The organism is Lysobacter sp. F6437, from assembly GCF_052547215.1.
Window position 1 is genome coordinate 665,144 of record NZ_JBQWRB010000001.1, and the last position, 24,188, is coordinate 689,331.

Consider the following 24,188-nt stretch of genomic DNA (forward strand, 5'->3'; position numbering starts at 1 on the left):
CGCGATCGGGAAGTCGGCGCGAGCAAACGATTCCCGATCGCGGCTGAAGCCGCTCCTACAAAGGCAATGCCAGTTGCCGTTCGCTCCGGAACTCCCGTTGTTCCCCACTCAACGGATCGGCAAACCGCAGCTCCCGCGCAAGCAGTTGCAACGGCTGCGAATAATCGTCAGCCGCCTGCTCCCGCAACACCGGATACACCCGGTCCCCCACAATCGGCGCCCCCAGCGCCGCCATGTGCACGCGCAACTGGTGCTTGCGCCCGGTCACCGGCTCCAGCGCGTATCGCCAGATCCCGCCGCCGCGCTCGAGCACCTCGATGCGGCTCTCGCTATTGGGCTCCCCCGCCACTTCCGCCATCCGGAAGAATGGCTCACCACGCTCCAGCCGGCTGCGCCGCACCCGCGGAAACTCCGCCTCCGGCAACGCCGGCGCCAACGCCTCGTAGTACTTCCCGATCCGCCGCGTCCGGAACAGCGCCTGGTATCGCCCCCGGGTTTCCGGGTTGGCGGAAAACAACACCAGCCCGGCGGTGCCACGGTCGATCCGATGCAACGGCACCAGCCCGGAATTACCAAGCCGTGCCACCAGCCGCGCCAGCACCGTCTCACCGACGAATGCCCCGGCCGGCGTCACCGGCAGGAAGTGCGGCTTGTCGACCACCACCAAGTGCGCGTCGACGTGCAGCACCGACATCTCGAACGGGATGACCGGCTCATCCACGACCTCGCGGAAATAGCGGATCTCCATCCCCACCCGATAGGCCGCATCGGCCGGCAGCGGCACGCCGTGCGCGTCGAGCACCCGCCCGCGCGCGAACCGATCCAGCCAGGTCGCGCGGTCGATCGCCGGAAACCGCGCGCACAAGCCATCGAGTACCGTCGCCCACGCACCCGGCGGCAACTGCAGGTGGCTTGCGGAGGTGCCGTCAGGATCGGGTTGCGCGGACGTCATCGACACAGTCTAGAGATCCGGTGCCGCGGATAACGCCTGTATCCTTGGGCCGTCCGCACCGAGGCGTGCAAGCGCCCGGCCCGACTTTTCCCACGCCCGCCCCGCCGCCCATGCCCGCCACGCCCGATACCGCGCTCGACATCACCCCGATACGCTTTTCCCTGTGGCCCGGCCTGCTGCTATGCGCGGCGCTCGCCGCGGTCGCCTACGGCCTCGGCCAATGGCTGCCGCTGGTCGGCGGCCCGGTGTTCGGCATCGTGCTCGGCGTGGCCGTGCGCAACCTGGTGGCACCACCCGCGGCCTGCCAACCGGGCATCCGCTTCGCCGGCAAGCAGGTCCTGCAATGGTCGATCGTCGCCCTTGGCCTCGGCCTGAGCCTGACCCAGGTCGCCCGCACCGGGCTGGACTCGCTCGCCGTGACCCTGGTGAGCGTCGCCGCCGCCTTCGTCGCGGCCCTCCTGCTCGGCCGACTGCTCGGTATTCCATCCAAGCTGAAGCTGCTGATCGGCGCCGGCACCGCGATCTGCGGCGGCTCGGCGATCGCCGCGGTGACCCCGATCATCAAGGCCGACGAACACGACACCGCGTTCGCGATCTCCACCATCTTCCTGTTCAACCTGGTCGCGGTGCTGGTGTTCCCCGCGCTCGGCCATCTGATGGGCATGAGCCCGGAAGGTTTCGGCCTCTGGGCCGGCACCGCGATCAACGACACCTCCTCGGTGGTCGCCGCCGGCTACAGCTACGGCCCGGCCGCCGGCGACCACGCCACCATCGTCAAGCTGACCCGCGCCACGTTGATCATCCCGATGTGCCTGGTGCTGGCAGGGATAGAGGCATGGCGACACAAGAAGCACGGGGGTGGCGACTTCAGCCTGTGGCGCGTGGTGCCGTGGTTCATCCTGTGGTTCGTGGTCGCCTCGGCAGTGAGCACCGCGGGGCTGATCCCCGATGCCTGGCAACCGGCGATCCGGCTCGGCGCCAAGCTGTTGATCATCGTTGCGTTGACCGCGATCGGGTTGTCGGCCGACCTGCGGCGGATGGCGGCGACGGGCTTGCGGCCGATCGCACTCGGGTTGGGGGTGTGGGCCGCGGTCGCGCTGTCGAGCTTGGCAGTGCAGTACTTCACCGGGCAGTTGTAGACCCGCGTCGCAGGGGCAGCGCACGGTTCCAACGCGGCCGTAACCCCACATGTGCTCCAATCCTGATCAGCAAAGCCGCTGCACTCCAGCGGCCGACGGAGGGTCGGAACATGACAGCGCAAACCTCCCGCAGCGCCTACGGCGGAAGTCCGCCGGCCAACTATGAGCGCTACTTTGTCCCCGCGATTGGCGCCCCGCTCGCAACCGACTTGGTTCGCCTCGCCGCGCTTCAGCCGGGTGAACGGGTACTGGATGTCGCGTGCGGCACCGGCGTGGTCGCACGGCTTGCATCACCGCAGGTCGGCGTCTCCGGGCGCATCACCGGCCTGGACGTCAATCCGGGCATGCTGGCGGTGGCCCGCTCCGCGACACCGGCCGACATGGCCATCGAGTGGCACGAGGCGAGCGCCGAGGCAATGCCGTTCCCGGATGCCTCGTTTGACGTGGTGTTGTGCCAGATGGGGCTTCAGTTCATGACCGACAAACCCGCCGCACTGGGTGAGATGCGGCGCGTGCTGATGCCGGGTGGCCGCCTGCTGCTCAATGTGCCAGGACCCACGCCGCAGCTGTTCGCCATCATGGGAGAGGCACTCGCGCGTCATGCGAGCGGCGATGCAGCGGGATTCGTTGACCAGGTTTTCTCGCTCCACGACACGGCACAGATCCAGAGCCTCGTTGCCGGCGCCGGGTTCCACGACATCTCGGTTCAGGCCGAAACCAGATCCCTGCGCCTCCCGGCACCCGAAGCGTTTCTTTGGCAGTACGTGCATGGCACTCCGCTCGCGGGCGCGGTGGACCAGATGGATGATGACCGTCGCAGTGCGTTGGAGCACGACGTCGTCATAAAGTGGCAGCGCTTCGTGAAAGATCGCGCACTGGTGCTTCAGGTACGTATCACGGTGGCGACCGCCTGCAACTGAGCGCGCCCTCGCCGGGTCGCGGCGACCATCGAGGCGATCGGGACGCTGCACGGGCGCGGGCGCTAGAATGGCCGACCTTCCGCGACCCCCCTGCCAATGGCCCTCAATTCCACCGTCGTCAAAGCCGAGTTGCAGGTCAGCGACATGGACCGGCATTACTACGCAACCCACAACCTCACCCTCGCCCAGCATCCGTCCGAGACCGACGAGCGCTTGATGGTGCGGCTGTTGGCGTTCGCGCTGTACGCCGACGAGCGGCTGGAGTTCGGCCGCGGGATCAGCGACGAGGAGGAGCCGTCGCTTTGGCGGCGCGACTACACCGGCGCAATCGAGTTGTGGATCGAGCTGGGCCATCCCGACGAGTCGCGCATCAAGAAGGCCAGCGGCCGCGCGCAGCAGGTGGTGGTGGTCAACTACGGCGGCCGCGCCTCGGATATCTGGTGGGACAAGATCGCCAGTTCGCTGACCCGGTTGAAGAACGTCACCGTGATCGACATCCCGGCCGAGGTGGTCGATGCGCTGCCGGCGATCGGCGAACGCGGGATGCGGCTCAATGCGCTGATGCAGGACGGCGAGCTGCAGTTGATGGGCGAGCGCGGCAGCACGTCGGTGCGGCCGACGGTGCGGATGGCCCCGCGCTGAGCGACCGCGCGCGGCGATGGAGCATTACGACGTCCTGGTGATCGGCGGCGGTGCCGCCGGGCTGATGTGCGCGCTCACCGCCGGCCGTCGCGGCAAGCGGGTGCTGGTGGTCGAGCACGCCAACAAGGTCGGCAAGAAGATCCTGATGTCGGGCGGCGGCCGCTGTAACTTCACCAATACCGGCACCTCGCCGGAGAACTTCCTGTCCGCCAACCGGCACTTCTGCAAGTCCGCCCTCGCCCGCTACACGCCGTGGCACTTCATCGAGATGGTCGAGCGCCACGGCATCGCCTACCACGAGAAGGAACTCGGGCAGCTGTTCTGCGACGTGTCGTCGAAGCTGATCGTGAAGATGCTGCTGGACGAGTGCGCCGGGGCCGGGGTGCGGATCGAGACTTCGTGCGGCATCGACCGGGTGGTGCATGGCGAGGCCGGTGCGACGGGTGGGAAGTTGTTTCACCTGCACACCGCGCGCGGCGCGTTCGCGGCGCCGGCGCTGGTGGTCGCCAGCGGCGGGCTGTCGATCCCGAGCATGGGTGCCAGCGGCTTCGGTTACGAACTGGCGCGGCAGTTCGGCCACGTGGTGCTGCCGACCCGCGCCGGGCTGGTGCCGCTGACGCTCAGCGGCAAGCACCAGGAACGGCTGGCCGACCTCAGCGGCGTGGCGCTGCCGGTCACCGCCAGCTGCAACGGCCAGGACTTCAGCAACTTCATGCTGGTCACGCACCGCGGCATCAGCGGGCCGTCGACCCTGCAGGTCTCGTCGTACTGGCAGCCCGGAGACACGCTGCGGCTGGACCTGCTGCCGGGGCGCGACGCGCTCGACGTGCTGTTGCGGTTGCAGGCCGAGCGGCCGGCCGCGGAGTTGCGGACGCTGCTCGGCGACTTGCTGCCCAAACGATTCGCCCAGCGCCTGTGCGAGGTGTGGCTGCCGCAGCTGCAACCCGCGCGACCGATCAGGCAGTTCAACCTGCCGCAGCTACGCGAGGTTGCCGCGGTGCTGGCCGACTGGCCGCTGGTCGCCAGCGGTACCGAGGGCTACCGCACCGCCGAAGTCACCCTGGGCGGGGTCGATACCGACGGGGTGTCGTCGAGCACCCTGCAGTCACGCCACCTACCGGGGCTGTACTTCGTCGGCGAGGTGCTCGACGTCACCGGCTGGCTCGGCGGCTACAATTTCCAGTGGGCCTGGGCGTCGGGCCACGCGGCAGGCAGCGCGGTATAGGACAGGGGCCGAATGGAACGCAATACACCTTCGTGGTTTGCCCATATCTCAGCCGGCCTCGGCCTCTCGGCCCTGCTCGGAGTGTTGTGCTTCCACTTCCCGCAACTGCTGACCAGCCGCGATTTCCGCGCGGTCTACGACGAGCGTTTCGCCCGCCACCTGCTGCTGTTCGGGCTGGTCGCGGCGTTCGTGTTCGGCACCGTGGCGATCCTGCGCAACCGCAACAAGCGGGTGGCGATGGCCGGGGTCGGCAGCGCCGCGCTGGCGGTGATGCTGGGTGGGGCGACGGTGCACTTCGATGCGATCGAGTCGACCCCGTTCTCGCTCGGGCTGGACTGGTTCGTGATCTCGCTGTTCTTCTCGGCGCTGGTGTTCATCCCGATCGAGAAGATGCTGGCGGTGCGCCCGATGTCGCCATTGCGGCGCGAATGGCGCACCGACCTGGGCTATTTCTTCCTCAGCCACGTGCTGGTGCAGTTCATCCTGATCGCGGTGACGGCCTCGACCTCGACGGTGGCGGCGTTCGCGCTGTTCCCGGCGCTCAAGGCGGCGATCCAGTCGCTGCCGGTGTGGCTGCAATTCGTGGTCGCGGTGTTCGTCGCCGACCTGGCGCAGGCATCGCTGCACCGCGCGTACCACAACCTGCCATGGCTCTGGCGCTTCCACGCGGTGCACCACTCCAGCCGCAAGATGGACTGGCTGGCGGGGTCGCGCATCCACCTGCTGGAGATCCTGCTGACCCGCAGCATGGTGTTGCTGCCGCTGGTGGTGCTGGGCTTCTCGGCCGACGCGGTCAATGGCTACGTGATCCTGGTCGGGGTTCAGGCGGTGCTGGCGCACGCCAACCTGCGGTTGGACTTCGGCTGGCTGGAGTATGTGCTGGTCACCCCGCGCTACCACCACTGGCACCACGCCCGGCACATCGACTACATCGACGTGAACTACGCGATCCACCTGCCCGTCGTCGACATGCTGATGGGCACGTTCAAGCGGCCGCCGGCCGGGACCTGGCCGGACGAGTACGGGGTGATGAAGCTGGAAACCGTGCCGCGCGGCCTGTGGGCGCAGCTGTGGATGCCGTTGCGGGGCAAGCGGCATTTCGCGGACCACGTGGGCCGCGACGACTAGAGACCGTCGCTCAGTCGTCCTGTTCGGCCGCCTCGCGGCCCTGCTGGCGGATCAGCGCTTCCTCGCGGGCGTCGCGGATCGCCAGTTGCACGCTGTCGAGGTCGGCGACGGATTCGTCGAACTCGAACTCGCCGGTCAGCTCGCTGTCGGGCCGCAGCTCGCCGGCTTCGTACAGCGCCCACATCTCCTCGGCGTAATGGGTCGACAGCAGCTCCGGGGCGAACCGGCCGAGGCTCAGGGTCAGGTTGTTGACGTCGCGCTGCAGCATCCGCCGCGCGGCGTTGTTGCCGGCGGCACTGACCACCTGCGGGAAGTCGATCACCACCGGGCCGTCGGGCGCGACCAGCACGTTGTACTCCGACAGGTCGCCGTGGACCAGGCCGATGCACAGCATCTTCTGCACCTGGTGGACCAGGAAGCGGTGGAAGCCGCGCGCCTCCAACGGCGACAGCTCCACTTCGCCCAGCCGCGGCGCCGAGTGGCCGTCGGCGTCGACCACCAGTTCCATCACCAGCACGCCGTTGAAGAACCCGTGCGGCTGCGGCACGCGCACACCGGCATCGACCAGTTGGTAGAGCGCGTCAACCTCGGTGTTCTTCCAGGCCGCTTCCTGTTCCTTGCGGCCGAATTTGGTGGCCTTGCCGATCGCGCGCGCCTGGCGGCTGCCGCGGACCTTGCGGCCTTCCTGGTACTGCACCCGCTGCTGGAAGCTGCGCTGCGCCATGTCCTTGTAGACCTTGGCGCAGCGGATCTCCTCGCCAACGCGGACCACGTAGACCGATGCTTCCTTGCCGCTCTTGAGCGGGCGCATCACCTCGTCGATGACGCCGTCGTCGATCAGGGGCTGCAGGCCGGCGGGGGTTCTCATCCAGTACGTTTTTCAGCGGCAAGGGGTGGTCAGTATGGTCGATCACGGCGGCAGCGTCGCGACCGGATCGGCTAACCTGACGCGTCCCTTCAGGAAATCCGTCCGATGCGCATTCGCCCCCTCCGCTCCGTCGTCGTGCTGCTGTGCGGCCTGCTGCTGGCCGCCTGTGCCGACCCCGGTCCGCCGCCGGGCGGCAGCGTCGCCGAACTGCAGCGGATCGACCTGAAGGCCGGCACCGGCGCGGTCGCGTCGTCCGGCGACGAGGTCAGCGTGCACTACACCGGCTGGCTGTACGACGAGGACGCGCCTAACCAGCGCGGCCAACAGTTCGACAGTTCGATTGAACGCGGTGAGCCGATCACCTTCCTGCTTGGCGCCGGCCGGGTGATCCGCGGCTGGGACGACGGCGTCGCCGGCATGCACGTCGGCGGCCGCCGGGTGTTGTTGATCCCGTCGTCACTCGGCTATGGCCGCAAGGGCGCCGGCGGGGTGATCCCGCCGAACGCCTCGCTGGTGTTCGAGGTCGAACTGGTCGACGTCAAGAAGGGCGACTAACCCGCCCGCATTACATCCGCCGCAATCTCGAACGAGCGCACCCGCGCACCGTGGTCGAATACGTTGGCGGTCAGCAGCAGCTCGTCCGGACGATGGCGTTCCACGAACGCTGCAATGCCCTGCTTCACCGTGTCGGCATCGCCAATCACGCTGCAGGCGAGCGCTCGCTCGACGCCGTGCTTCTCGATCGGCGTCCACCACGATTCGATGTCGTCGATCGGTGGCGGTACCAGCCCGGGGCGGCCACGGCGCAGATTGACGAATGACTGCTGCTGGGTGGTGAACAGCCGCCGCGCCTCGGCATCGCTTTCGGCGGCGACCACGTTCAGGGCCAGCATCGCGTATGGCTTTTGCAGCCGCGCTGATGGCGTGAATTCGCGGTGGTACAGGGCCAACGCCTGGTCCATCGCATCCGGCGCGAAGTGCGAGGCAAATGCGAACGGCAACCCCAGCTCGGCCGACAGCTTCGCGCTGAACAGACTGGAACCGAGCAGCCACACCGGCACCTCGAGACCGGCGCCGGGCACCGCGCGCACCGCCTGCCCCGGCTCGGCTGGCTGGAAGTAGTGCAGCAACTCGACCACGTCCTGCGGGAAGGTATCGGCGCCATCGACGTAACGCCGCAACGCGCGCATCGTGGCCTGGTCGGTGCCCGGCGCACGGCCCAGGCCGAGATCGATGCGGTCCGGGTACAACGAGGCCAGCGTGCCGAACTGCTCGGCGACCTGCAGCGGCGAGTGGTTCGGCAGCATGATGCCGCCGGCACCGACGCGGATCGTCGAAGTGCCGCCCGCGACGTGGCCGATCAGCACCGAGGTCGCGGCGCTGGCGATGCCGGGCATGTTGTGGTGCTCGGCCAGCCAGTAACGGTGGTAGCCGAGCCGCTCGGCATTGCGCGCCAGGTCGAGCGTGTTGGCGAACGCCTGGCCGATGTCGTTGCCCTCGGTGACGGGGGCGAGGTCGAGGAGCGAGTACGGGACCATGTCGGATCCTGCGTGGGGTTGAATCCCCGACATGGGGTCGATCGGCTCAGAACACAGCCGGCAACCCCAGCATCGGCGCCAACAGCCAGTAAAGGCCAAACAGCACCAGTGCCCAGAGCAGCAACTTGAGCGCGAAACCGGCGACTTTCAGCGCCAGCCACAGGCAGACGATTACGAGGACGATGCCGACCCAGCTCATCTCAGGACTCCTGTTCCGACCCGGATGCTTCGGGTTCAGCGGGGACCAGCCGCAGATGGTGGAAGTCGAAGCTGAAGTCGGTCATCGGCGAAATCGCCTCCATCCGCGCCTCGCGGATCTCGCCGTCGGGATCGAGGCTGAAGGTCAGGAACGCATCGGCGTTGAGCCAGCGCTGGTCCCAGCGGATAACGAAGGTGTCGTGCTGCCAGTGCGACAGGGTGCCGACCAGCGCCTCGGTATGGCTGAAGGCGATGCGCAGCTTGCCGCCCTGCTGGCTGATCTCGACATCGCCGTACCACGGGTCGGTGTAGGTGCCAGCGTAGTCGGCCAGCGGCAGTGACGGTTTGCTGTCGGCGTCGCGCTCGGCCTGGTGCTTCTTCCAGTCGGTCGCGGCCTCGTCTTCCGACTCGCCCCGGGCCTTCGCATACGCCGCGGTCCAGTCGGTCTGCGGTGCGCCGAGTATCGCGTCCAGCGCGCGCATCGTCACCGAGTTGAACGCGCCGCCGACCTCGCCGCTGGTCAGCACGATGACGCCCAGCTCCTGCTCCGGCACCATCGTGATCCGCGACACGAAGCCCGGCCAGCCGCCGGTGTGCCAGACCAGCTTTTCGCCGCGGTAGTCGGTCAGGTTCCAGCCCTGGCCGTAGCCGCGGAAGTTCGGGGTCGCCGCTTCCAGTTCCGGGATCTTGGCCTTGGGTACCGGGATCGGCGTCATCACCGTCCACATCTCGCGCTGGCGCTTTTCGCTGAACAAGCGCTCGCCGTCGGTCCCGGGGATCACGCCCTGGTCGAGCTGCATCCGCACCCAACGGGTCAGGTCATGCACGCTGGAATACAGCCCGCCGGCGCCCGACACATTGCCCCATGACATGCGCGGTGCGGCGACGAGGTCCTCGAAGTTGGCCTTGGAGTACCCGGTCGCGACGTTGTCACCGGGCTGCAGGCGGTCGCTGTTGAAGCGGGTCGCGTCCATGTCCAGCGGTTGCAGGATGCGGCTGCGCAGGAAGTCCTCGTAGGACTGGCCGCTGGCCGCCTCGATCACCAGTTGGGCGACGCCGAACAGGATGTTGTCGTAGGCGTACTGGGCGCGGAAGCCGCCATCGATCGGCACGTTGCGCAGGCGCCGCGCGACCTCTTCGGTGTCGTAGTCGGTGCCCGGCCAGTACAGCAAGTCGCCGGCGCCGAGTGCCAGCCCGCTGCGGTGCGCGAGCAGATCGTTGATGCGCATCTCGTGAGTGATGTAGGGGTCGGACATGCGGAACCAAGGCAGGTGCTCGATCACCCGGTCGTCCATGTCGAGCTGGCCGTCCTCGGCCAGCATCTGCAGCGAAGCGGCGGTGAACGCCTTGGTGTTGGAGGCGATCGCGAACAGGGTCTGCTCGTCGACCGGCTCGCGCGATTGCAGGTCCTTGACCCCGTAGCCGCGCTCGAGCACGACCTTGCCGTCCTTGACGATGGCAACGGCGATGGCGGGCACGTCGAACTGCTTGCGGACATTCTCGACGTAGGCGTCGAAGCCTTGCAGGGCGGAAGGGGTGTCGGCTGGCGTGGCGGTATCCGGCGCCGCGGCGGCGGCCGGCGTCGGTGTCGTCTGCGCTATCGTGCCCGCGGCGAACGTAAAGCCCAGCGCCAGCACGAGGGCGCGCAACCCGGGTGTCTTGAGATGCATCGGATGGGATCCCCTGGAACGAAGCACCGACCTTACCGCAGCTGGGCGCCGATGCATTCCCTCGGGGTTCTGTAGGAGCGGCTTCAGCCGCGATGGGACGTCCGGTCGCCCGTCCGGCTCCAGATCGCGGCTGAAGCCGCTCCTACAGTCAGGACAGGACTCTCGCCGTGGGGACCATGCGATCCTTCCCGTCCGACAAGAGCCCACGTGCGCCCATGCCCGACACTCCACCCACCCTCCCCGGCCTCGCCATCATCGGCGGCGGCCCGGCCGGCCTCATGGCCGCCGAAGTCGCACGCGCGGCCGGGGTCGAGGTCGATGTGTTCGAGGGCAAGGGTTCGGTCGGGCGCAAGTTCCTGATCGCCGGCAAGGGCGGGCTCAACCTGACCCATGCCGAGCCGCGGCCGGCATTCGACTCGCGCTATCGCGAACGTCGCGATGCGGTCGGAGGCTGGCTCGATGACTTCGACACCGACGCGTTGCGCGAATGGGCCCGCGGGCTCGGCATCGACACCTATGTCGGCAGCTCCAACCGCGTGTTCCCGACCGACCGCAAGGCCGCGCCGCTGCTGCGCGGCTGGGTGCGACGACTACGCGACCAGGGCGTGCGCTTCCACGTACAGCACCAGTGGCTCGGCTGGACCGGCGAGGGTGCGTTGCGCTTCGCCACCCCGGCTGGCGAGCGATACGTCGTGGCCGCGGCGAGCGTGCTCGCGCTGGGTGGTGCCAGTTGGCCGCAACTAGGTTCCGACGGCGCCTGGCAGGCGAGGCTGGCCGCACGCGGCGTCGACGCTGCGCCGCTGGCGCCGTCCAACTGCGGTTTCGATATCGGCTGGAGCGAACACTTCGCCAGCCGCCACGCCGGTGCGCCACTGAAACCGGTGGTCGCCCACTGGCATGAGGGCGGTCGCGAACACCAGCGACAGGGCGAATGCGTCGTCACTGAAACCGGCATCGAAGGCAGCCTGGTGTACGCGCTGTCGGCCCCGCTGCGCGATGCGATCGCACGCGATGGCGAGGCCACGCTGCAGCTCGACCTCGCCCCCGGCCGCGAACTCGACCGCCTGCGCCGCGACCTCGGCAAACCGCGCAACGGCCGCAGCCTCAGCGACCACCTGCGCCGCCAGGCGGGGTTGACCGGCGTGCGCAGCGCCCTGCTCCACGAGGTCCTCGGCAAGTCGCGGATGGATGACGCCGAACTGCTGGCGCGCGCTATCAAGCGTCTGCCACTGAAGCTCAGGCGCGCGCGACCCGTTGAGGAGTCGATCAGCAGCGCGGGCGGCGTACGGCTGGAAGCGATGGACCCACGCCTGATGCTCGATGCGCTGCCCGGCGTGTTCTGCGCCGGCGAGATGCTGGACTGGGAAGCACCGACCGGCGGCTACCTGCTGACCGCATGCTTCGCGAGTGGGCGCCGCGCGGGCCTGGGCGCGGTGGAGTGGTTGCGCTCCAACGCATAGCCGACCATCACCGCAGGAGCGGCTTCAGCCGTGATCTGGAACCGGACGAGCGACCAGACACCCCGAGCACCGTGCCTGCCCGCCCCACACCCAGCGCAGCCTGGGACACAGCGCGCGCTGCTACGGACACAGCGCGCACCCAAGCCGACTTACCAGCGGTAAGTGACCTTCCCGTAGACGAACGCACCCTGGGACCCGAACGGCGAACTGCTCGGATAGGGGAATATGCCGTGGAAATTGCTGCCCTCGGGCGCCTTTTCCGGATAGGTATCGAAGATGTTGTCCGCGCCCACGGTGAAGGTCCAACGGTCACGGTAATAATCAACGGCCGTGTTGAAGATCCACTTGGCCGGGTATATGTCGTCGTTGGCGGCATCGGTGGAACTGTATTCGGTCACACCGCCGTAGCGGATCGCGGTGCCGGTGAATCCCCAGTTGTTTTTCTTGTAGGTATTGGTCCAGATGAACTTGGAACGGGGCATCTGGTCGGCGAGCAGCCCCTTGGTCTGGCTGCGCGTAATGCGGTTGAAGCCGACATCACCCAGTGCTTCGAGTACCGCGGGGTTTGGACGAACGCCGGTCACCTCGTTCTTGTGGTATGCCCAGTTGACCGTCGTCTCGAATTCCCCGCCGTCCTCGAATTCCTTGAAGTAGTTGGTGACGATGCCGATGCCCCGGATACGCATCTCCGCGGCGTTGGTGAAGTAGGCAAGCGCAACGTACTGCGGGTTGGTGATGCCATTGTCCGCGAGGTAATCCTGGACCGAGTCCGCCACCAGCGACATCGAGCTCGACATCAGGATGCGGTCATCCAGGTCGATCTGGTACAGGTCCACCGTGGTCGTGAATGAAGGAATCGGGTTCCACACCGCACCAATCGTGTAGCTCTGCGAGGTTTCCGGCTCCAGCGGCTCGCTGCCAAGCAACATGGCCAGTTCGTTGTCGACCGGCACCAGGCCACGCAGGTAGATGCCTTCCGGCAGGCCCAGCGAGTTGCCTTCGGGGTAGGACACGGAAGTGGTTGCCGAGCCATGCTGCTGTCCCAGGCCCGGTGCGCGGAAGCCGGTGGAGACCGTCCCGCGCAGCGCGAACCCGTTGTCGAAGTCATAGCGCCCGGACAACGCATAGGACACATTGGTCCCGAAGTCCGAGTAATCCTCGTGGCGCACCGCAAGGGAGCTACTCAAGCGCTCCGTGATGTTGCCTTCCAACTGCACGTACTCGGCGATGGAATGCCTCGAATTGTCGCTCGCGTCCTGCGGCCCCCATCCGGCAAAACCCTGGGCGGCGCCCGTGATTCCGGAATTGCCCACGTACCAGGAGGCGAGGTCGCCCTCGACGATCTCGTATCTCTGCCGCAGGTACTGCACGCCGAAACCAAGATCCCAGTTTTCGCCCAGCGACTTGGCCATCGCGACGTCAAACGTGGCTTGCGATGAAGTCAGGGTACCGTCGTGGATATCCGTGGGGCTGTAGCCGAAATCGTTCCAGAAGGCGAAGTTGACTGTATTGAACGTGCCATAGGACACGCGATTGGCGCCCCAGGTGCCGCTGACGTCCCAGCTCCAGCCGCCATCGGTATCGCCGCGCAACCCCATGACGAAGCTCTTGTCCCGCGACTCGCCGTGCTCCACCGGCTGGAAGCCATCGCCATCCGGGAAGATGTACTGCATCAGGTCATTCTTCGGCTCAGGCGCATTGGCGCCATAGCGATAGAACGCCATGGGCTCGGCCATGAGCATGCCGTAATGCCCGGACCCGTAAAGACTCACGTTTGGCGCGAAGTCGTATCCCCAGTTGAAGAAGGTGTTGTAGCTCTCCGACCTCGGGATACCGACCGTGAACTTCTTTCCCAACTCGGTGAACCCCGGCCGGTTGTCCAGTCCCGCGCGGTTGGTCGGCTGCTGATCGGCGACCTCCGCGGAGATCCTCAGCCATCCATTCTCACCAAGCGAAAACCCGACGTCGCCCTGGATCCGGGAGCGGTCGCCATCGCCTGCCGAATACTTGCCGTAGCTGGCCTGCACCTGGCCGCCGTCCGGTCCCTTTTTAAGGATGATGTTGATCACGCCCGCGAGGGCATCCGAACCGTACTGCGCCGAGGCGCCATCACGCAGCACTTCGATACGGTCGATCGCACCGATGGGGATCGTGCCGATATTCACGCCCTGCGAGCCCTGCCCGACCTGGCCGAGCGTCAGCATCAGCGCACTCGAGTGCCAGCGCTTGCCGTCCACCAGCACCAGCACCTGGTCGCTGTTGAGGCCGCGCATCTGGAACGGGCGCGTGAAAGCGAACGTGTCGGACATGGACGCAAGCGGGAAATTCAGCGACGGAACCACCTGGTCGAGTGCACTGCCCAGGTCGACGGCACCGGTCTGGGTCAGCACATCGCTGGGAATCACGTCGATCGGCACCAGCGACTCGGCCTGTGTGCGATCGCTGATACGCGTGCCCGTCACGATCACGGTGCTCAGGTCCAGGGCCTTGGCGGAGGGCGTGTCCCGGGACGTTGCGTCCTGGGTGGACGTTTCCTGGTCTGCGTTCTCCGCTTCCTGCGCGGTCGCGGCACCGGCCAGCGCAAGCAGCACCGACGCAGCCAACAAAGTGGGAATATTCCGGCCCAGGCGGTCATTCATGCGAAGTTTCTCCAGCGTTACGTGTCATGGATCGCCGCGGCCAAAAGCAATCACACCCCATTGACCGTGCAACGGATGCCCCCCAACAGTCGGCCATGGAACCGGCTCAGGCAGTTCGAGCCCTGGCCCCCGACAGCAGCACATAATGGTCGGGCGCATGGTTCTTTCGTCCATGACACGGCCCGAGCATAGACACAGGCCCGCGAAATCCGCCAATAGAAAGACGGGCATGGGTCATAACCGCAGGTTGTGGATGGAGTCAGCCGGTCCCGCTGTGCGCGGGCGGAATTCTCAGGCGTCCTCGCCATCCACCAGCGGTTGCAACGCCGGGTCCAGCGCCACCCGCTCGTCGAATACGAAGCAACGGCCGTCATAGCCGGCGCCGCCGACCTGTTCGAAATACCCCAGGATGCCGCCGTCCAGTTGCAGCAGGTTGTCCATGCCATCGGCGCGCAGCCACAACGCGGCCTTCTCGCAGCGGATGCCGCCGGTGCAGAAGCTGACCACGCTGGCGTCGGCCAGCGACTCGCGGTGCGGCGCCAGTGCGTCGGGCAGCTCGGTGAAATTGTCGATCGGCAGGGTCAGCGCGCCTTCGAAGGTGCCGTGACCCACTTCCTCGCGGTTGCGGGTGTCGAGCAGCACCAGCCGCCGGCCGCTGTCGTCATGGCCCTGGGCCATCCAGCGCGCAAGCTCCGCCGGTGCCACCGTTGGTGCGCGGCCGTCCAGCGGCGAGCTGTTGTCGCGGCGGAAACTGATGATTTCCGGCTTGAGCTTGACCTTCAGGCGCGCAAACGGTTGCCGCTGGCTGTGGCTGAGCTTGACTGTGATGTCGGCGAACCGCGGGTCGGCCCGCAGGCGATCGAGAAAGCCATGGACCGCCGGTTCCGTGCCGGCCAGGAACAGGTTGATGCCCTCGCCCGCCACCAACGCGGTTCCGCGCAGTCCACCCGCGTCGGCCCAGCCGCGCAGGTCATCGGCCAATTCGACGGGCCGGTCGATCGGTGTGAAATGGTAGGCGGCGAGGTTGAGGATCATCGCGGCATTTTAGCGGTCCACGCGCTTTACACTGGGCCGCCCCGTTGCGGTTACGCCCATGCCCGAGCAGCCCACCCCGCCCGCACCCGAGCGGCTCGCCCGTCGCGTCGCCGAATTGACCGGCTGCTCGCGCGCGCAGGCCGAGCAGTACATCGAGGGCGGCTGGGTCCGGGTCGACGGGATGGTGGTGGAGACGCCGCAGTTCATGGTCGCCGGGGAACACGTGGAACTGGATCCCGAATCACGGCTGGAACCGGCCGAGCCGGCGACCATGCTGCTGCACAAGCCTGCCGGCATTGCATTCAACGCCACCCCGTCACTCGTTACCCGGGCGACGCATGCCGAAGGCGACGTCACCGGCATCCGCGTGCTGCAGCGCCACTTCGCGCACCTGCAGCCGCTGATGCCGCTGGACGACGAGGCCAGCGGGCTGGTGGTGCTGAGCCAGGACGGCCGCGTCGCACGGCGACTCAAAGAGGACGGCGCGAAGATCGAGCAGGAGTTCCTGGTCGAGGTCCGTGGCGCCACCGACCCGTACACCCTGGGGCGGCTGTCACGCGGACTGGCCTATGAAGGCCGGGCGTTGCCGCCGTGCAAGGTCAGCTGGCAGAACGAGGTGCGGCTGCGCTTCGCGATCAAGGACGTGCGCCCCGGTCAACTGCGGCACATGTGCGCCGAGGTCGGGCTGGACGTGGTGGCGATCCGGCGACTGCGGATCGGCCGGATCGGGCTGAACAAGATGCCGCCGGGCGAATGGCGTTACTCGCCCGTCGGCGACCGCTTCTGACCTCTCCCTCGCAGTTCGCGGATCAATACGCGCCCATGTAGTCGCGCTTGCCGACGTCCACGCCGTTGTGGCGCAGCAGAGCGTAGGCGGTGGTCACGTGGAAGAAGAACTGCGGCAGGCCGTAGCCGAGCAGATAGTCCTGGCCGTTGAAGCGGCGCTCCTTCGGAGTGCCCGGACGGGTGACGATCTCGCGCATCTCGCTGCCGTCGAATGCTGCGGCGTCGAAACTGCCGATGAAAGCAATGGTGCGATCGATCCGCGCCCGCAACTGCTCGAAGGACTGCTCCGTATCGTCATACGCAGGTACCTCCGCGCCGGCCAGTCGGGCGGTCACGCCCTTGGCGAAGTCGCAGGCGATCTGCACCTGCCGCACCAGCGGGAACATGTCGGGAAACAGGCGCGTCTGCAGCAGCACCTCCGGAGCGATCTTGCGCGCTTCCGCGTGGGACTCGGCCTTCTCCAGCAGCGCAGCGAGGCTGCCGAGCATCTGCTTGAATACCGGGACGGAAGCGGCGTGCATGGAAATGGTCATCGGGGTCTCTAACGTGGTGATCCAGCCGCCGATGGTACGCGCCGCCGGTGTCGCAGTACCTGCCGGCGCACCGCAGCGTTCCACCGGAAGCGGCGCAGCGGACTGACGCGTCCACTAAAATATCGCCCTGACGCTGCCTCCCCACAGCGCGCCCACCGGACATGACACGTCGCCTCCTCCAGCTCTATCTCGGACTGATCGCCTACGGCGTGTCGATGTGGCTGATGCTGGAGTCCGATCTCGGCCTGATGCCGTGGGACGTGCTGCACCAGGGTGTCGCCCTGCAGGGCGGCTGGTCGATGGGCCGGGTGGCGATTGCGACCAGCTTCGTGGTGCTGCTGGCCTGGATCCCGATCCGGCAGAAACCCGGCATCGGCACGATCAGCAATGCGGTGGTGATCGGGGTGGTGTTCGACCTGGTCAACGGCTGGTTCGGCGATGCGCTGGGCGACGTTGGAATGACCGGCCGGGTGGCCTTGTTGATCGCCGGCATCGTGCTCAACGCCGTCGCGACCGCGGCCTACATCGGTGCGCACTTCGGACCCGGCCCGCGCGATGGCCTGATGACCGGGCTGGCACGGCGCAGCGGCTGGTCGGTGCGATTGGTCCGCACGCTGATCGAGGGCAGCGTGTTGCTGGCCGGCTACCTGCTGGGCGGCACGTTCGGGCTGGGCACCGTGGCCTATGCGCTGGCGATCGGGCCTCTGATCCAGGCGGTGTTGCCGGTATTCGACCGGGATTACCGCAAGACCGCTACCGGGGAAGCAATACCGGCGTCGGTGTCGGAGTCCGGCTAAGCGGTTGCAGGGATTCGCCGGTTAACCGTCCGGATCGGTTGCTTGCTCCGATTCCGGATGACGCTTGCGCCATGCCGCCAGCGCGGCTTCGTAACGCTCCATCGCCTCGTCGTAGACATCGAAAATGCAGCGCGGGCAGCCTTCGCCGCAGCAGTCGGCAGCGTCGGGTTCGACCGGACGGACCGGCGGCGGGTCTGGCGTGGAGGCTGGCGGGAGTAGGTCTGGGGACATACGGTCATTCTGCCGCACGGGTCCCTTTGTTGTAGGAGCGAGGTAAGTCGCGATTGCACGGCGATCCCGATTCGCGAGGAAATCGCGACTTACGTCGCTCCTACAGGGGGTGGCGGGAAGCTACTCGCTGGTCTTTTTCGCTTCGGCCGCCTGCTTTGCGCGCTTCAGCTTGTCCTGCTGGAACATGACGATGTGCGGCAACGCACGCAGCACCTTGGAATGCGGGTCCAGCGTGTACAGGGCATCGGCCGGCAGGTCGACATGGCCGCTTCCATCGCCCATCGCCACGGTCTGCACGTTGCCGTCGACCGAGCCGATGCGGACATCCACCGGCATCGGGAACGGCTTGTCGCCTTCGGTCTTCCAGCGAAGCGCGAGGCCGTCGGCGTCACGGGTGGCTACCAGTTCCGGCAGCGCCGCGGAGTACAGGTAGACGTCGAAGAACCAACGATAGTCCTTGCCGGTCACCTCGTTGACGATGTCGATGAAATCGCCGGTGCTGGCGTAGCGCGGCGCGAAGTTGCCCGGCTCCGGGGTGTCGGTGCCGTAGACCACGCGACGGGTGGCGCTGAAGAATGCCTTGTCGCCGATCAGTTCGCGCAGGCTGTGCAGCATCACCGAGGCCTTGGCGTAGATGTCGCCGCCGGGACCGTCTTCCTTGTCGTAGACATCGTCCTCCAGCATCGGCCGGCCGGCAACGATCGGATGCTTGTTGGCCAGCCCGAGCCGCTGGCCGTGCAGCGACGCGTAGTACGCCGCATCGCCACGCAGGTACTGGCCATACAGCGGCTGCATGTAGCTGCCGAAACCCTCGTGCAGCCACATGTCGTCCCAGTTGACGTTGGTCAACTGGTTGCCGAACCACTCGTGCGCAAACTCGTGCTGCAGCAACCAGTCGAAGCCGTACTCGCCCTGCTTGTAGTCGTTGCCGTAGGCGTTGATGGTCTGGTGCTCCATGCCCAGGTGCGGGGTCTCGACCACGCCCATCTTCTCGCCGGCGAACGGATACGGACCGATGGTCGACTCGAAGAAATCGAGCATCAGCGGGAACTCGGCGAACAGTCCGCGCGCCTCCTCGGCGTTGCCGCGCAGGTGCCAGAAGCGCAGCGGGATGGTGTTGCCGTAACGGCTCTCGTACTCGCCTTCCAGCAGCTCATACGGCCCGATGTTGAGGGCGATCGCATAGGTGTTGGGGTTCTCGGTGCGCCAGTGCCAGGTGCGCCAGCCGTCGTGCTGGTCCATGCCCATCGCGACGCCATTGCCGGCCGCGACCAGCGGATCGGGCACGGTAATGTGCTGGGTGACCACGTGCGGCTCGCCCATCGGATGGTCGATGCACGGCCAGAACAGGTCGCAACCCTCGCCCTGCACGGCGGTGGCGATCCACGGCTCGCCGGTCGGCGCGGTGGCCCAGACGAAACCGCCATCCCACGGCGCCTTCTCGGCCACGTGCGGCTCCCCGCCGTAGACGATGCGCAACGCGGCCTCGTCGCCGATCGCGAGTGGCTGCGGCAGCGTCACCGTCAACCGGCCTTCGGGATTGGCGTATGCGCTGTCCGGCAACACCGTGCCGTCGACCGAGACCGACTCGATCGCATAGTTGCGGTCCAGGTCGACCACGAGTTTCGCGACCGGCGCAGTCGCGCGGAACGCCAGGGTTGCATCGCCGTCGATGCGCTTGCCCTCGGGGAACACCTTGAACTTCAGGTCGGCCGATTCGAATACCACCGCCTCCTGCTCGGCCGTCATCGGCGCGCCGGTGGCGTAGGTGTGGTCGGTCAATTCGGCCTGGCCCGGCTTGGCGGCCGGAGCAGTGCCGGCGGCGCCGGCAAACGCCAGCAACAGGCCGGCGGGCAACAGGGAGCGACGGAGCAGGGAACGTTTGCGGGTCATGCGGGCAACCTCGAATGGCGACGACAGGCGACGCGAGCGCCATCCCCGGCCCGCTCCCCAAGTCCCGACGATTGCACATCCACGCCCGTCCGGCCAATGACCAAAGACATACCCGCGCGTGACCGATGTGTCGGCCCGATCAGGTGCGCAGCAGCACCGCCGGCAATGCGACCAGTCCCAGCAACAGCAGGATCGCCAGCGCGATCAGCAGCACCCGCCCGGGCTGTTCGCGCAGCACGTCCATGAAGGTTTCCGCAGTGCCATCGCGACGGGCCGCGTCGTTCTCGGCCCGCACCCTCGCCTGGCGCTCGGCCTGGTAGCCGGCCATGAGTTGCTTGGCCCGCGGCAGGTCCTTGTCGTCGCGGATCCAGATGCCGCCATGGGAAATACCCCAGCGGCTCGGCCGGGTCTCGTAGAACCCGATCCGGTTCTCGTCGAGCATGGCCCGGATGTCCTCGACCTCGTCGTCCAGTACATAGCGCAGGTTGAGCAGCAGCTTCGACATAACCGGATGATAGCCGGCTCAGGACTCGCGGTGCTCGGCGACCGGCAGCCGCCAACCATGGCGGATGGCCATGTAGCGCAGGCCGAAGCACAGCCCTACCCCGACCACCACCACCGGCACCAGCGGCAGGCCCAGGCCGTGGCCGACCACCACCGCCGCCGCGCCCGACAACGCCGCGACCGCATACAGGTCGGCCTGGAAGATCACCGGGGTGCGCGCGACCAGCACGTCGCGGGCGATGCCGCCGCCGATGCCGCTCAACATCCCCAGCAGCGTCGCCGAAACCGGGGCCAGGCCGAAGTCCAGCGCCTTCAATGCGCCCGTCACCGCAAACAGGGCCAGCCCGCCCGCGTCGAACAGTTGCACCGGGTTGCGCAGCCGGTCGATCTCGACATGCCGATAGAAGGTGATCAGGCCCGCCAGGCAACTCACCGCGAGGTAGTACCAGTTGGCAAGCGCGACCGGCGGGGTGGCGCCGATCAGCAGGTCGCGGGCGATGCCGCCGGAGGTCGCCGCCGCGAACGACAGCACCAGCACCCCGAACAGGTCCAGCCGGTAGCGCACCCCGAGCGTCGCGCCCGAGAGCGCGAAGACGAAGGTGCCGATGAGGTCGAAGGTGATGAGGAAGTTGTCCACGGCGCAACTCGCAGGTATCCCCGACAGTATCCCTCAGGGAAGCGATACACGCGGCGGTCGATTCGCCTGTGGTCCGGCTACGGCCTGGCGGATTGCCGGGCTGTGGCTTTCGCGACTTACGTCGCTCCTACATTTACATCATCGCCAGCTCGGTGTTGGTCAGGGTGCGGTTGTACTGGTCGCGCAGGCGGACCTTGCGCTCCAGGTCGCCGATGATGTGGCCACTGAAGTCGGCGCCGGTCAGTTCCTCGGCCATGTTGATCCCGCCGGGGGTATCGACATTGATCTCCATCATCTTGTCGCCGACGATGTCGAGCCCGGCCAGGTACATGCCGTCGCGCATGAGCTTGGGCCCGGCGATCTCGGCGAGCCGCAGCGCATCGGCGTCGGGCACCGCCATCTCCACCTTGCCGCCGGCGGTGATGTTGCTGCGCGCATCACCGCTGTCGTTGTAGCGCCGGAAGCAGGCGTAATGGCCGTCGACCACCAGCGGACGACCGTTGAGCGTCAGCAAACGCAGGTCGCCGTTGACCGCGTCGGGCAGGTACTCCTGTACGATCGCGTAGCCGTCGCGGGTCACTGCGTCGATCATCTGGTTGAGGTTGGAGCCGCTGTCGGGCGTGACCACGAATACGCTCTGCCCGCCCGAGCCCTGCAACGGCTTGATCACCCCGTAGCCGTCGTGCGATTTGATGAACGATTTGATCTCGTCGGCATCCAGGGTGATGCAGGTAACCGGTCGCACCTCTTCCGGGAAGTGCTGGAAATAGGTCTTGTTGGACGCGTCGGTCAGGTGGGTCGGGTCGTTCAGCACGATCACGTGGCGCAGCGCCGCCAACTGGGCGAACAACAGCCCGCTGTTGGGTGCCCACGGACGATCGACCACTTCGTCGGCGGGGTCGCTGCGCAGCAGCAGCACGTCGAGTTCCTCGACGGAGATCCGATGGATCTCGGCGCCCTCGCCCTGCAGGTCCGCCAGCAACTCGTCGTCATTCTTGTAGTGGTCCTGCCGCGGAATGTGGGCGTGTGCGCGGATGGTGCCGTTGGCGTCATAGATGAAGTTGCCCAGGCCGATCAATGCGACTTCGTGGCCACGGTTCACCGCGGTGCGTGCGAGCCGGATGGTGGTGTAGTTGTTCTTCTCGGTGGCCATGTCGTTGATGACGAACCCGAGCTTGATGGGGCGTCGTTTGGGCGAGGCATCGCCGGTCGGACCGGTGCTGGAATCGGTGCTCGGATTGCGGGTCATTGGGCGGGTTCCTGATGGAAGAGACGTTCGACCGGAAGGTTCCGGCAATGGGACAGGCGTTCGGTGAAGTCGGGCCACGAGCAATAGCGCGGCAGCAGGTCGGGGGCGACGACCCAGCCCTCGTCGATCAACTGGTCGAGCACCACCCGGTGCGACAGCGCGAACTTGCCGACGAACAACGGCTCGAACTCACCGTCGTCGCGCAGGTAGTCGATCAGGTCGCGCAGGCCACCCAGGTAGACCGCATCCTTGGTCAGGCCGCCGCCACGCAGCGCGCGCACGGCCACGTCGAAGGCGTCGTCGCTGGGCAGACCATGGGTGACGTGCAGCAGGTCGTAGATCGCCGGGATACCTTCGCCGTGGATCGCCATTTCCGTGGCGACGACACGCGCGGCCAGCACCCGCAGGCGTTCGGCCGGCAGGTAGCCGGCGAGGTATTCGGCGAGCACGCCCAGGCCCTCCTGCAACGGGTCGTAATGCGCCAGCCCGACCTCCAGTTGCCGCAGCGATTGCCGCCGGCCGTTGTGCCGGGTCACCACGTGGGTGCCGATCTCGTGCTGGATCAGCGGCTGCACGCGAGCCCTCGGCACCCGAAGGTCGCCGTCGATGTAGAACGTACCGTGCGAGACCATCATCAGCGAGTTGAGGTCGGTGTCCACCACCACCTCGGCGTTGAAATCCGGCGACTGCTCGCGGTACCACGCCATCTCTTCCTCGACCGCGACCATCACCTCGTCGATGCCGGCATCGGCATCCTGCGGCGCGCCCGAGCCGACCTGTTCGAGGATCGCGTTGGCCAGCTTCAGCAGCGAAGGCTCTACGCCGCCGAACAGGTCGAGGCTGGCGGTAATGAAACCGGCTGTTCCGCGCAGGCGGACCAGCTCGATCTGGCGTTCGAGTTCGCGCTGTTTTTCCGACAGCAGGCCGGACAGCAACGGCGATTCGATGTCCTCCACCGGCAGCGCGCGCAGGCGTTCACGCGCGGCGTGCAGGTCGACATCGAGGTCGATGTACTGCAAAGGCCGGGTTTCGGTGTGACCGCTGGCCTCGAAGCTGTCCCACAGCGCATCGTTGCCGATCGGCGATAGCGCCAGCAGCCAGTCGACCTCGCCATCCATGCGCGCCAGTTCGGCGTCGACGCGCGCCGCGACCGGCGGCAACGGCCGGCATGCGGACATCGGCGGATGCAGGCTCGACGCGCTTGTATCTAGCGACATGTGCCGAACTCCCCGCGAACCGCGTCCACCGCTTTGCGCAGGCTGCGACGCATGTCCTCGATGGCCGCGATATCGGCCTGCGCGGTCCACTCGTCCATGAAGGTCTTCTTGTATTCGGGCGAGATGGTGCAGACGCGCTCGCCCCAGGTTGCATATACCCATTCCGGGAAATAGCCGCCGGTCGGGAAGCGCACGTTCTCGCGGACATCCGGCGTGCGCCCACCGATGGGATTTGCGCGCAAGGTATCGGCAAAGCGGGTCGCTACCCTGCCCCAGCGGCGCGGATCGAGCGTGGTCACGCCCAGCTCGATGTCCGGGTTTCCGCGCGGTGGGGCGGGTTCGGCATCGGCGCCATCGCGCCGGTGGTTGTAACTGTGGATGTCGATCAGCAGCACCGTGCCCCAGCGATCGAGCAATCCATCGATCAGCTCGCGCACCATTGCGTAGAAGCGGTCGTGCTCGCCCAGCGAACGCTCGCGTTCGGTGTCGGGCAGTTCGTCACGCCAGATCCGCAAGCCCCAGGTATCGGCAGGATCGGTCGAGAACGACTTGTCCCGCGGACGGTTGAGGTCCACCTGGAACCGCGACGCGTAGGCCTGGAACCGCACGTCACCGACCACGGTCAGCAGGCCGGTGAGCGGATCCTCCTCGCGACGGCGATCGTCCTCGCTGATTGCAAGCCATGGCTGCAGGGACGGACGGACCTCATGGCCATCGTGGATCGCGGTCGCGATGACCGGTCCATTGCCGAGGACCAAGTCCCAGTCCTCGCAGGCCCAAGCGTCGGAGCGGCGCAACGGAATGTCGGGATTCTGCATGCGCCGATGCTCCCAAACGCGGCATGAGTCATCCGTGAGCAACTGAACGGCGATTCAAGATTTCGCAGCCACCCGACACCCGACCTGTACGATGAGTCACGCCCACACG

The 24,188-nt window shown here is 67.0% G+C and carries 24 protein-coding genes; 9 read left to right on the forward strand and 15 right to left on the reverse strand.

Features of this window, described 5'->3' with window-relative positions; translation table 11 throughout:
- Window positions 1-55 precede the first annotated feature (55 nt).
- Window positions 56-952, reverse strand: a complete 897-nt coding sequence (locus tag ACT9F5_RS02960; protein WP_445118434.1) for a pseudouridine synthase — start codon at window positions 950-952, stop codon at window positions 56-58.
- Between the two features lie 110 nt (window positions 953-1,062).
- On the opposite strand from ACT9F5_RS02960, the gene ACT9F5_RS02965 reads away from it, so the two are divergent.
- The 5 genes from ACT9F5_RS02965 to ACT9F5_RS02985 all read left to right on the forward strand — a co-directional run bounded on the left by ACT9F5_RS02965 (window position 1,063) and on the right by ACT9F5_RS02985 (window position 6,006).
- Window positions 1,063-2,091 (forward strand): putative sulfate exporter family transporter, encoded by a 1,029-nt coding sequence (locus ACT9F5_RS02965; RefSeq protein ID WP_445118435.1) that lies wholly within the window; start codon window positions 1,063-1,065, stop codon window positions 2,089-2,091.
- A gap of 110 nt (window positions 2,092-2,201) precedes the next feature.
- Complete coding sequence (locus ACT9F5_RS02970) at window positions 2,202-3,011, forward strand: methyltransferase domain-containing protein (RefSeq protein WP_445118436.1); 810 nt, start codon at window positions 2,202-2,204, stop codon at window positions 3,009-3,011.
- Between the two features lie 96 nt (window positions 3,012-3,107).
- Window positions 3,108-3,653 carry a YaeQ family protein gene (locus ACT9F5_RS02975; RefSeq protein WP_445118437.1) on the forward strand — a complete coding sequence of 182 codons (546 nt, stop codon included), beginning with the start codon at window positions 3,108-3,110 and terminating at the stop codon, window positions 3,651-3,653.
- Window positions 3,654-3,669: 16 nt separating this feature from the next.
- A complete protein-coding gene (locus ACT9F5_RS02980) occupies window positions 3,670-4,878 on the forward strand; it encodes an aminoacetone oxidase family FAD-binding enzyme (RefSeq protein ID WP_445118438.1) in 1,209 nt (402 codons plus the stop codon).
- A gap of 12 nt (window positions 4,879-4,890) precedes the next feature.
- Window positions 4,891-6,006 (forward strand): sterol desaturase family protein, encoded by a 1,116-nt coding sequence (locus ACT9F5_RS02985; protein ID WP_445118439.1) that lies wholly within the window; start codon window positions 4,891-4,893, stop codon window positions 6,004-6,006.
- A 10-nt stretch (window positions 6,007-6,016) separates the two neighbouring features.
- Here ACT9F5_RS02985 and ACT9F5_RS02990 read toward each other — a convergent pair whose 3' ends face one another.
- Window positions 6,017-6,874 (reverse strand): PA4780 family RIO1-like protein kinase, encoded by an 858-nt coding sequence (locus ACT9F5_RS02990; protein WP_445118440.1) that lies wholly within the window; start codon window positions 6,872-6,874, stop codon window positions 6,017-6,019.
- Window positions 6,875-6,979: 105 nt separating this feature from the next.
- Between ACT9F5_RS02990 and ACT9F5_RS02995 the strand changes: the two genes are divergently transcribed.
- Complete coding sequence (locus ACT9F5_RS02995) at window positions 6,980-7,429, forward strand: FKBP-type peptidyl-prolyl cis-trans isomerase (protein ID WP_445118441.1); 450 nt, start codon at window positions 6,980-6,982, stop codon at window positions 7,427-7,429.
- Here ACT9F5_RS02995 and ACT9F5_RS03000 read toward each other — a convergent pair.
- Genes ACT9F5_RS03000 through ACT9F5_RS03010 form a run of 3 tightly spaced genes read right to left on the reverse strand, consistent with a single transcriptional unit; the run spans window position 7,426 to window position 10,280 of the window.
- Window positions 7,426-8,412 (reverse strand): MsnO8 family LLM class oxidoreductase, encoded by a 987-nt coding sequence (locus ACT9F5_RS03000; protein ID WP_445118442.1) that lies wholly within the window; start codon window positions 8,410-8,412, stop codon window positions 7,426-7,428. The two genes, ACT9F5_RS02995 and ACT9F5_RS03000, sit on opposite strands and share 4 nt — an antisense overlap.
- A 46-nt stretch (window positions 8,413-8,458) precedes the next feature.
- Window positions 8,459-8,611: a hypothetical protein gene (locus tag ACT9F5_RS03005; RefSeq protein ID WP_445118443.1), complete on the reverse strand. Its 153-nt coding sequence runs from the start codon at window positions 8,609-8,611 to the stop codon at window positions 8,459-8,461.
- A 1-nt stretch (window position 8,612) separates the two neighbouring features.
- Window positions 8,613-10,280 carry a serine hydrolase gene (locus ACT9F5_RS03010; RefSeq protein ID WP_445118444.1) on the reverse strand — a complete coding sequence of 556 codons (1,668 nt, stop codon included), beginning with the start codon at window positions 10,278-10,280 and terminating at the stop codon, window positions 8,613-8,615.
- Between the two features lie 215 nt (window positions 10,281-10,495).
- Here ACT9F5_RS03010 and ACT9F5_RS03015 point away from each other — a divergent pair, with 215 nt between their 5' ends.
- Window positions 10,496-11,740 carry a TIGR03862 family flavoprotein gene (locus ACT9F5_RS03015; RefSeq protein ID WP_445118445.1) on the forward strand — a complete coding sequence of 415 codons (1,245 nt, stop codon included), beginning with the start codon at window positions 10,496-10,498 and terminating at the stop codon, window positions 11,738-11,740.
- Between the two features lie 149 nt (window positions 11,741-11,889).
- Here the strand turns inward: ACT9F5_RS03015 and ACT9F5_RS03020 are convergent, their stop codons facing one another.
- Window positions 11,890-14,379, reverse strand: coding sequence for a TonB-dependent receptor domain-containing protein (locus ACT9F5_RS03020; RefSeq protein WP_445118446.1), 2,490 nt, complete (start codon window positions 14,377-14,379; stop codon window positions 11,890-11,892).
- Between the two features lie 291 nt (window positions 14,380-14,670).
- Window positions 14,671-15,414, reverse strand: coding sequence for a sulfurtransferase (locus ACT9F5_RS03025; RefSeq protein WP_445118447.1), 744 nt, complete (start codon window positions 15,412-15,414; stop codon window positions 14,671-14,673).
- 58 nt (window positions 15,415-15,472) lie between these two features.
- On the opposite strand from ACT9F5_RS03025, the gene ACT9F5_RS03030 reads away from it, so the two are divergent.
- Window positions 15,473-16,201, forward strand: a complete 729-nt coding sequence (locus ACT9F5_RS03030) for a S4 domain-containing protein (RefSeq protein ID WP_445118448.1) — start codon at window positions 15,473-15,475, stop codon at window positions 16,199-16,201.
- A 22-nt stretch (window positions 16,202-16,223) separates the two neighbouring features.
- Here the strand turns inward: ACT9F5_RS03030 and ACT9F5_RS03035 are convergent, their stop codons facing one another.
- Window positions 16,224-16,733: a DUF1993 family protein gene (locus ACT9F5_RS03035; protein ID WP_445118449.1), complete on the reverse strand. Its 510-nt coding sequence runs from the start codon at window positions 16,731-16,733 to the stop codon at window positions 16,224-16,226.
- A 161-nt stretch (window positions 16,734-16,894) separates the two neighbouring features.
- Between ACT9F5_RS03035 and yczE the strand changes: the two genes are divergently transcribed.
- Window positions 16,895-17,530 carry a membrane protein YczE gene (gene yczE / locus ACT9F5_RS03040; protein WP_445118450.1) on the forward strand — a complete coding sequence of 212 codons (636 nt, stop codon included), beginning with the start codon at window positions 16,895-16,897 and terminating at the stop codon, window positions 17,528-17,530.
- A 21-nt stretch (window positions 17,531-17,551) separates the two neighbouring features.
- Here yczE and ACT9F5_RS03045 read toward each other — a convergent pair whose 3' ends face one another.
- The 7 genes from ACT9F5_RS03045 to ACT9F5_RS03075 form a co-directional block, all read right to left on the reverse strand.
- Window positions 17,552-17,761 (reverse strand): oxidoreductase-like domain-containing protein, encoded by a 210-nt coding sequence (locus ACT9F5_RS03045; RefSeq protein WP_445118451.1) that lies wholly within the window; start codon window positions 17,759-17,761, stop codon window positions 17,552-17,554.
- Between the two features lie 120 nt (window positions 17,762-17,881).
- Window positions 17,882-19,654, reverse strand: coding sequence for a M1 family aminopeptidase (locus tag ACT9F5_RS03050; RefSeq protein ID WP_445118452.1), 1,773 nt, complete (start codon window positions 19,652-19,654; stop codon window positions 17,882-17,884).
- 139 nt (window positions 19,655-19,793) lie between these two features.
- Window positions 19,794-20,159 (reverse strand): DUF6164 family protein, encoded by a 366-nt coding sequence (locus tag ACT9F5_RS03055; protein ID WP_445118453.1) that lies wholly within the window; start codon window positions 20,157-20,159, stop codon window positions 19,794-19,796.
- Window positions 20,160-20,177: 18 nt separating this feature from the next.
- Complete coding sequence (locus tag ACT9F5_RS03060; protein ID WP_445118454.1) at window positions 20,178-20,795, reverse strand: TRIC cation channel family protein; 618 nt, start codon at window positions 20,793-20,795, stop codon at window positions 20,178-20,180.
- A 133-nt stretch (window positions 20,796-20,928) separates the two neighbouring features.
- Complete coding sequence (locus tag ACT9F5_RS03065; protein ID WP_445118455.1) at window positions 20,929-22,044, reverse strand: hypothetical protein; 1,116 nt, start codon at window positions 22,042-22,044, stop codon at window positions 20,929-20,931.
- Entirely contained in the window at window positions 22,041-23,261 is a 1,221-nt protein-coding gene (locus ACT9F5_RS03070; RefSeq protein WP_445118456.1) for a tyrosine/phenylalanine carboxypeptidase domain-containing protein, read from the reverse strand. The genes ACT9F5_RS03065 and ACT9F5_RS03070 overlap by 4 nt, the downstream gene beginning before the upstream one ends.
- Entirely contained in the window at window positions 23,252-24,079 is an 828-nt protein-coding gene (locus ACT9F5_RS03075; protein WP_445118457.1) for an N-formylglutamate amidohydrolase, read from the reverse strand. The genes ACT9F5_RS03070 and ACT9F5_RS03075 overlap by 10 nt, the downstream gene beginning before the upstream one ends.
- Window positions 24,080-24,188 lie beyond the last annotated feature (109 nt).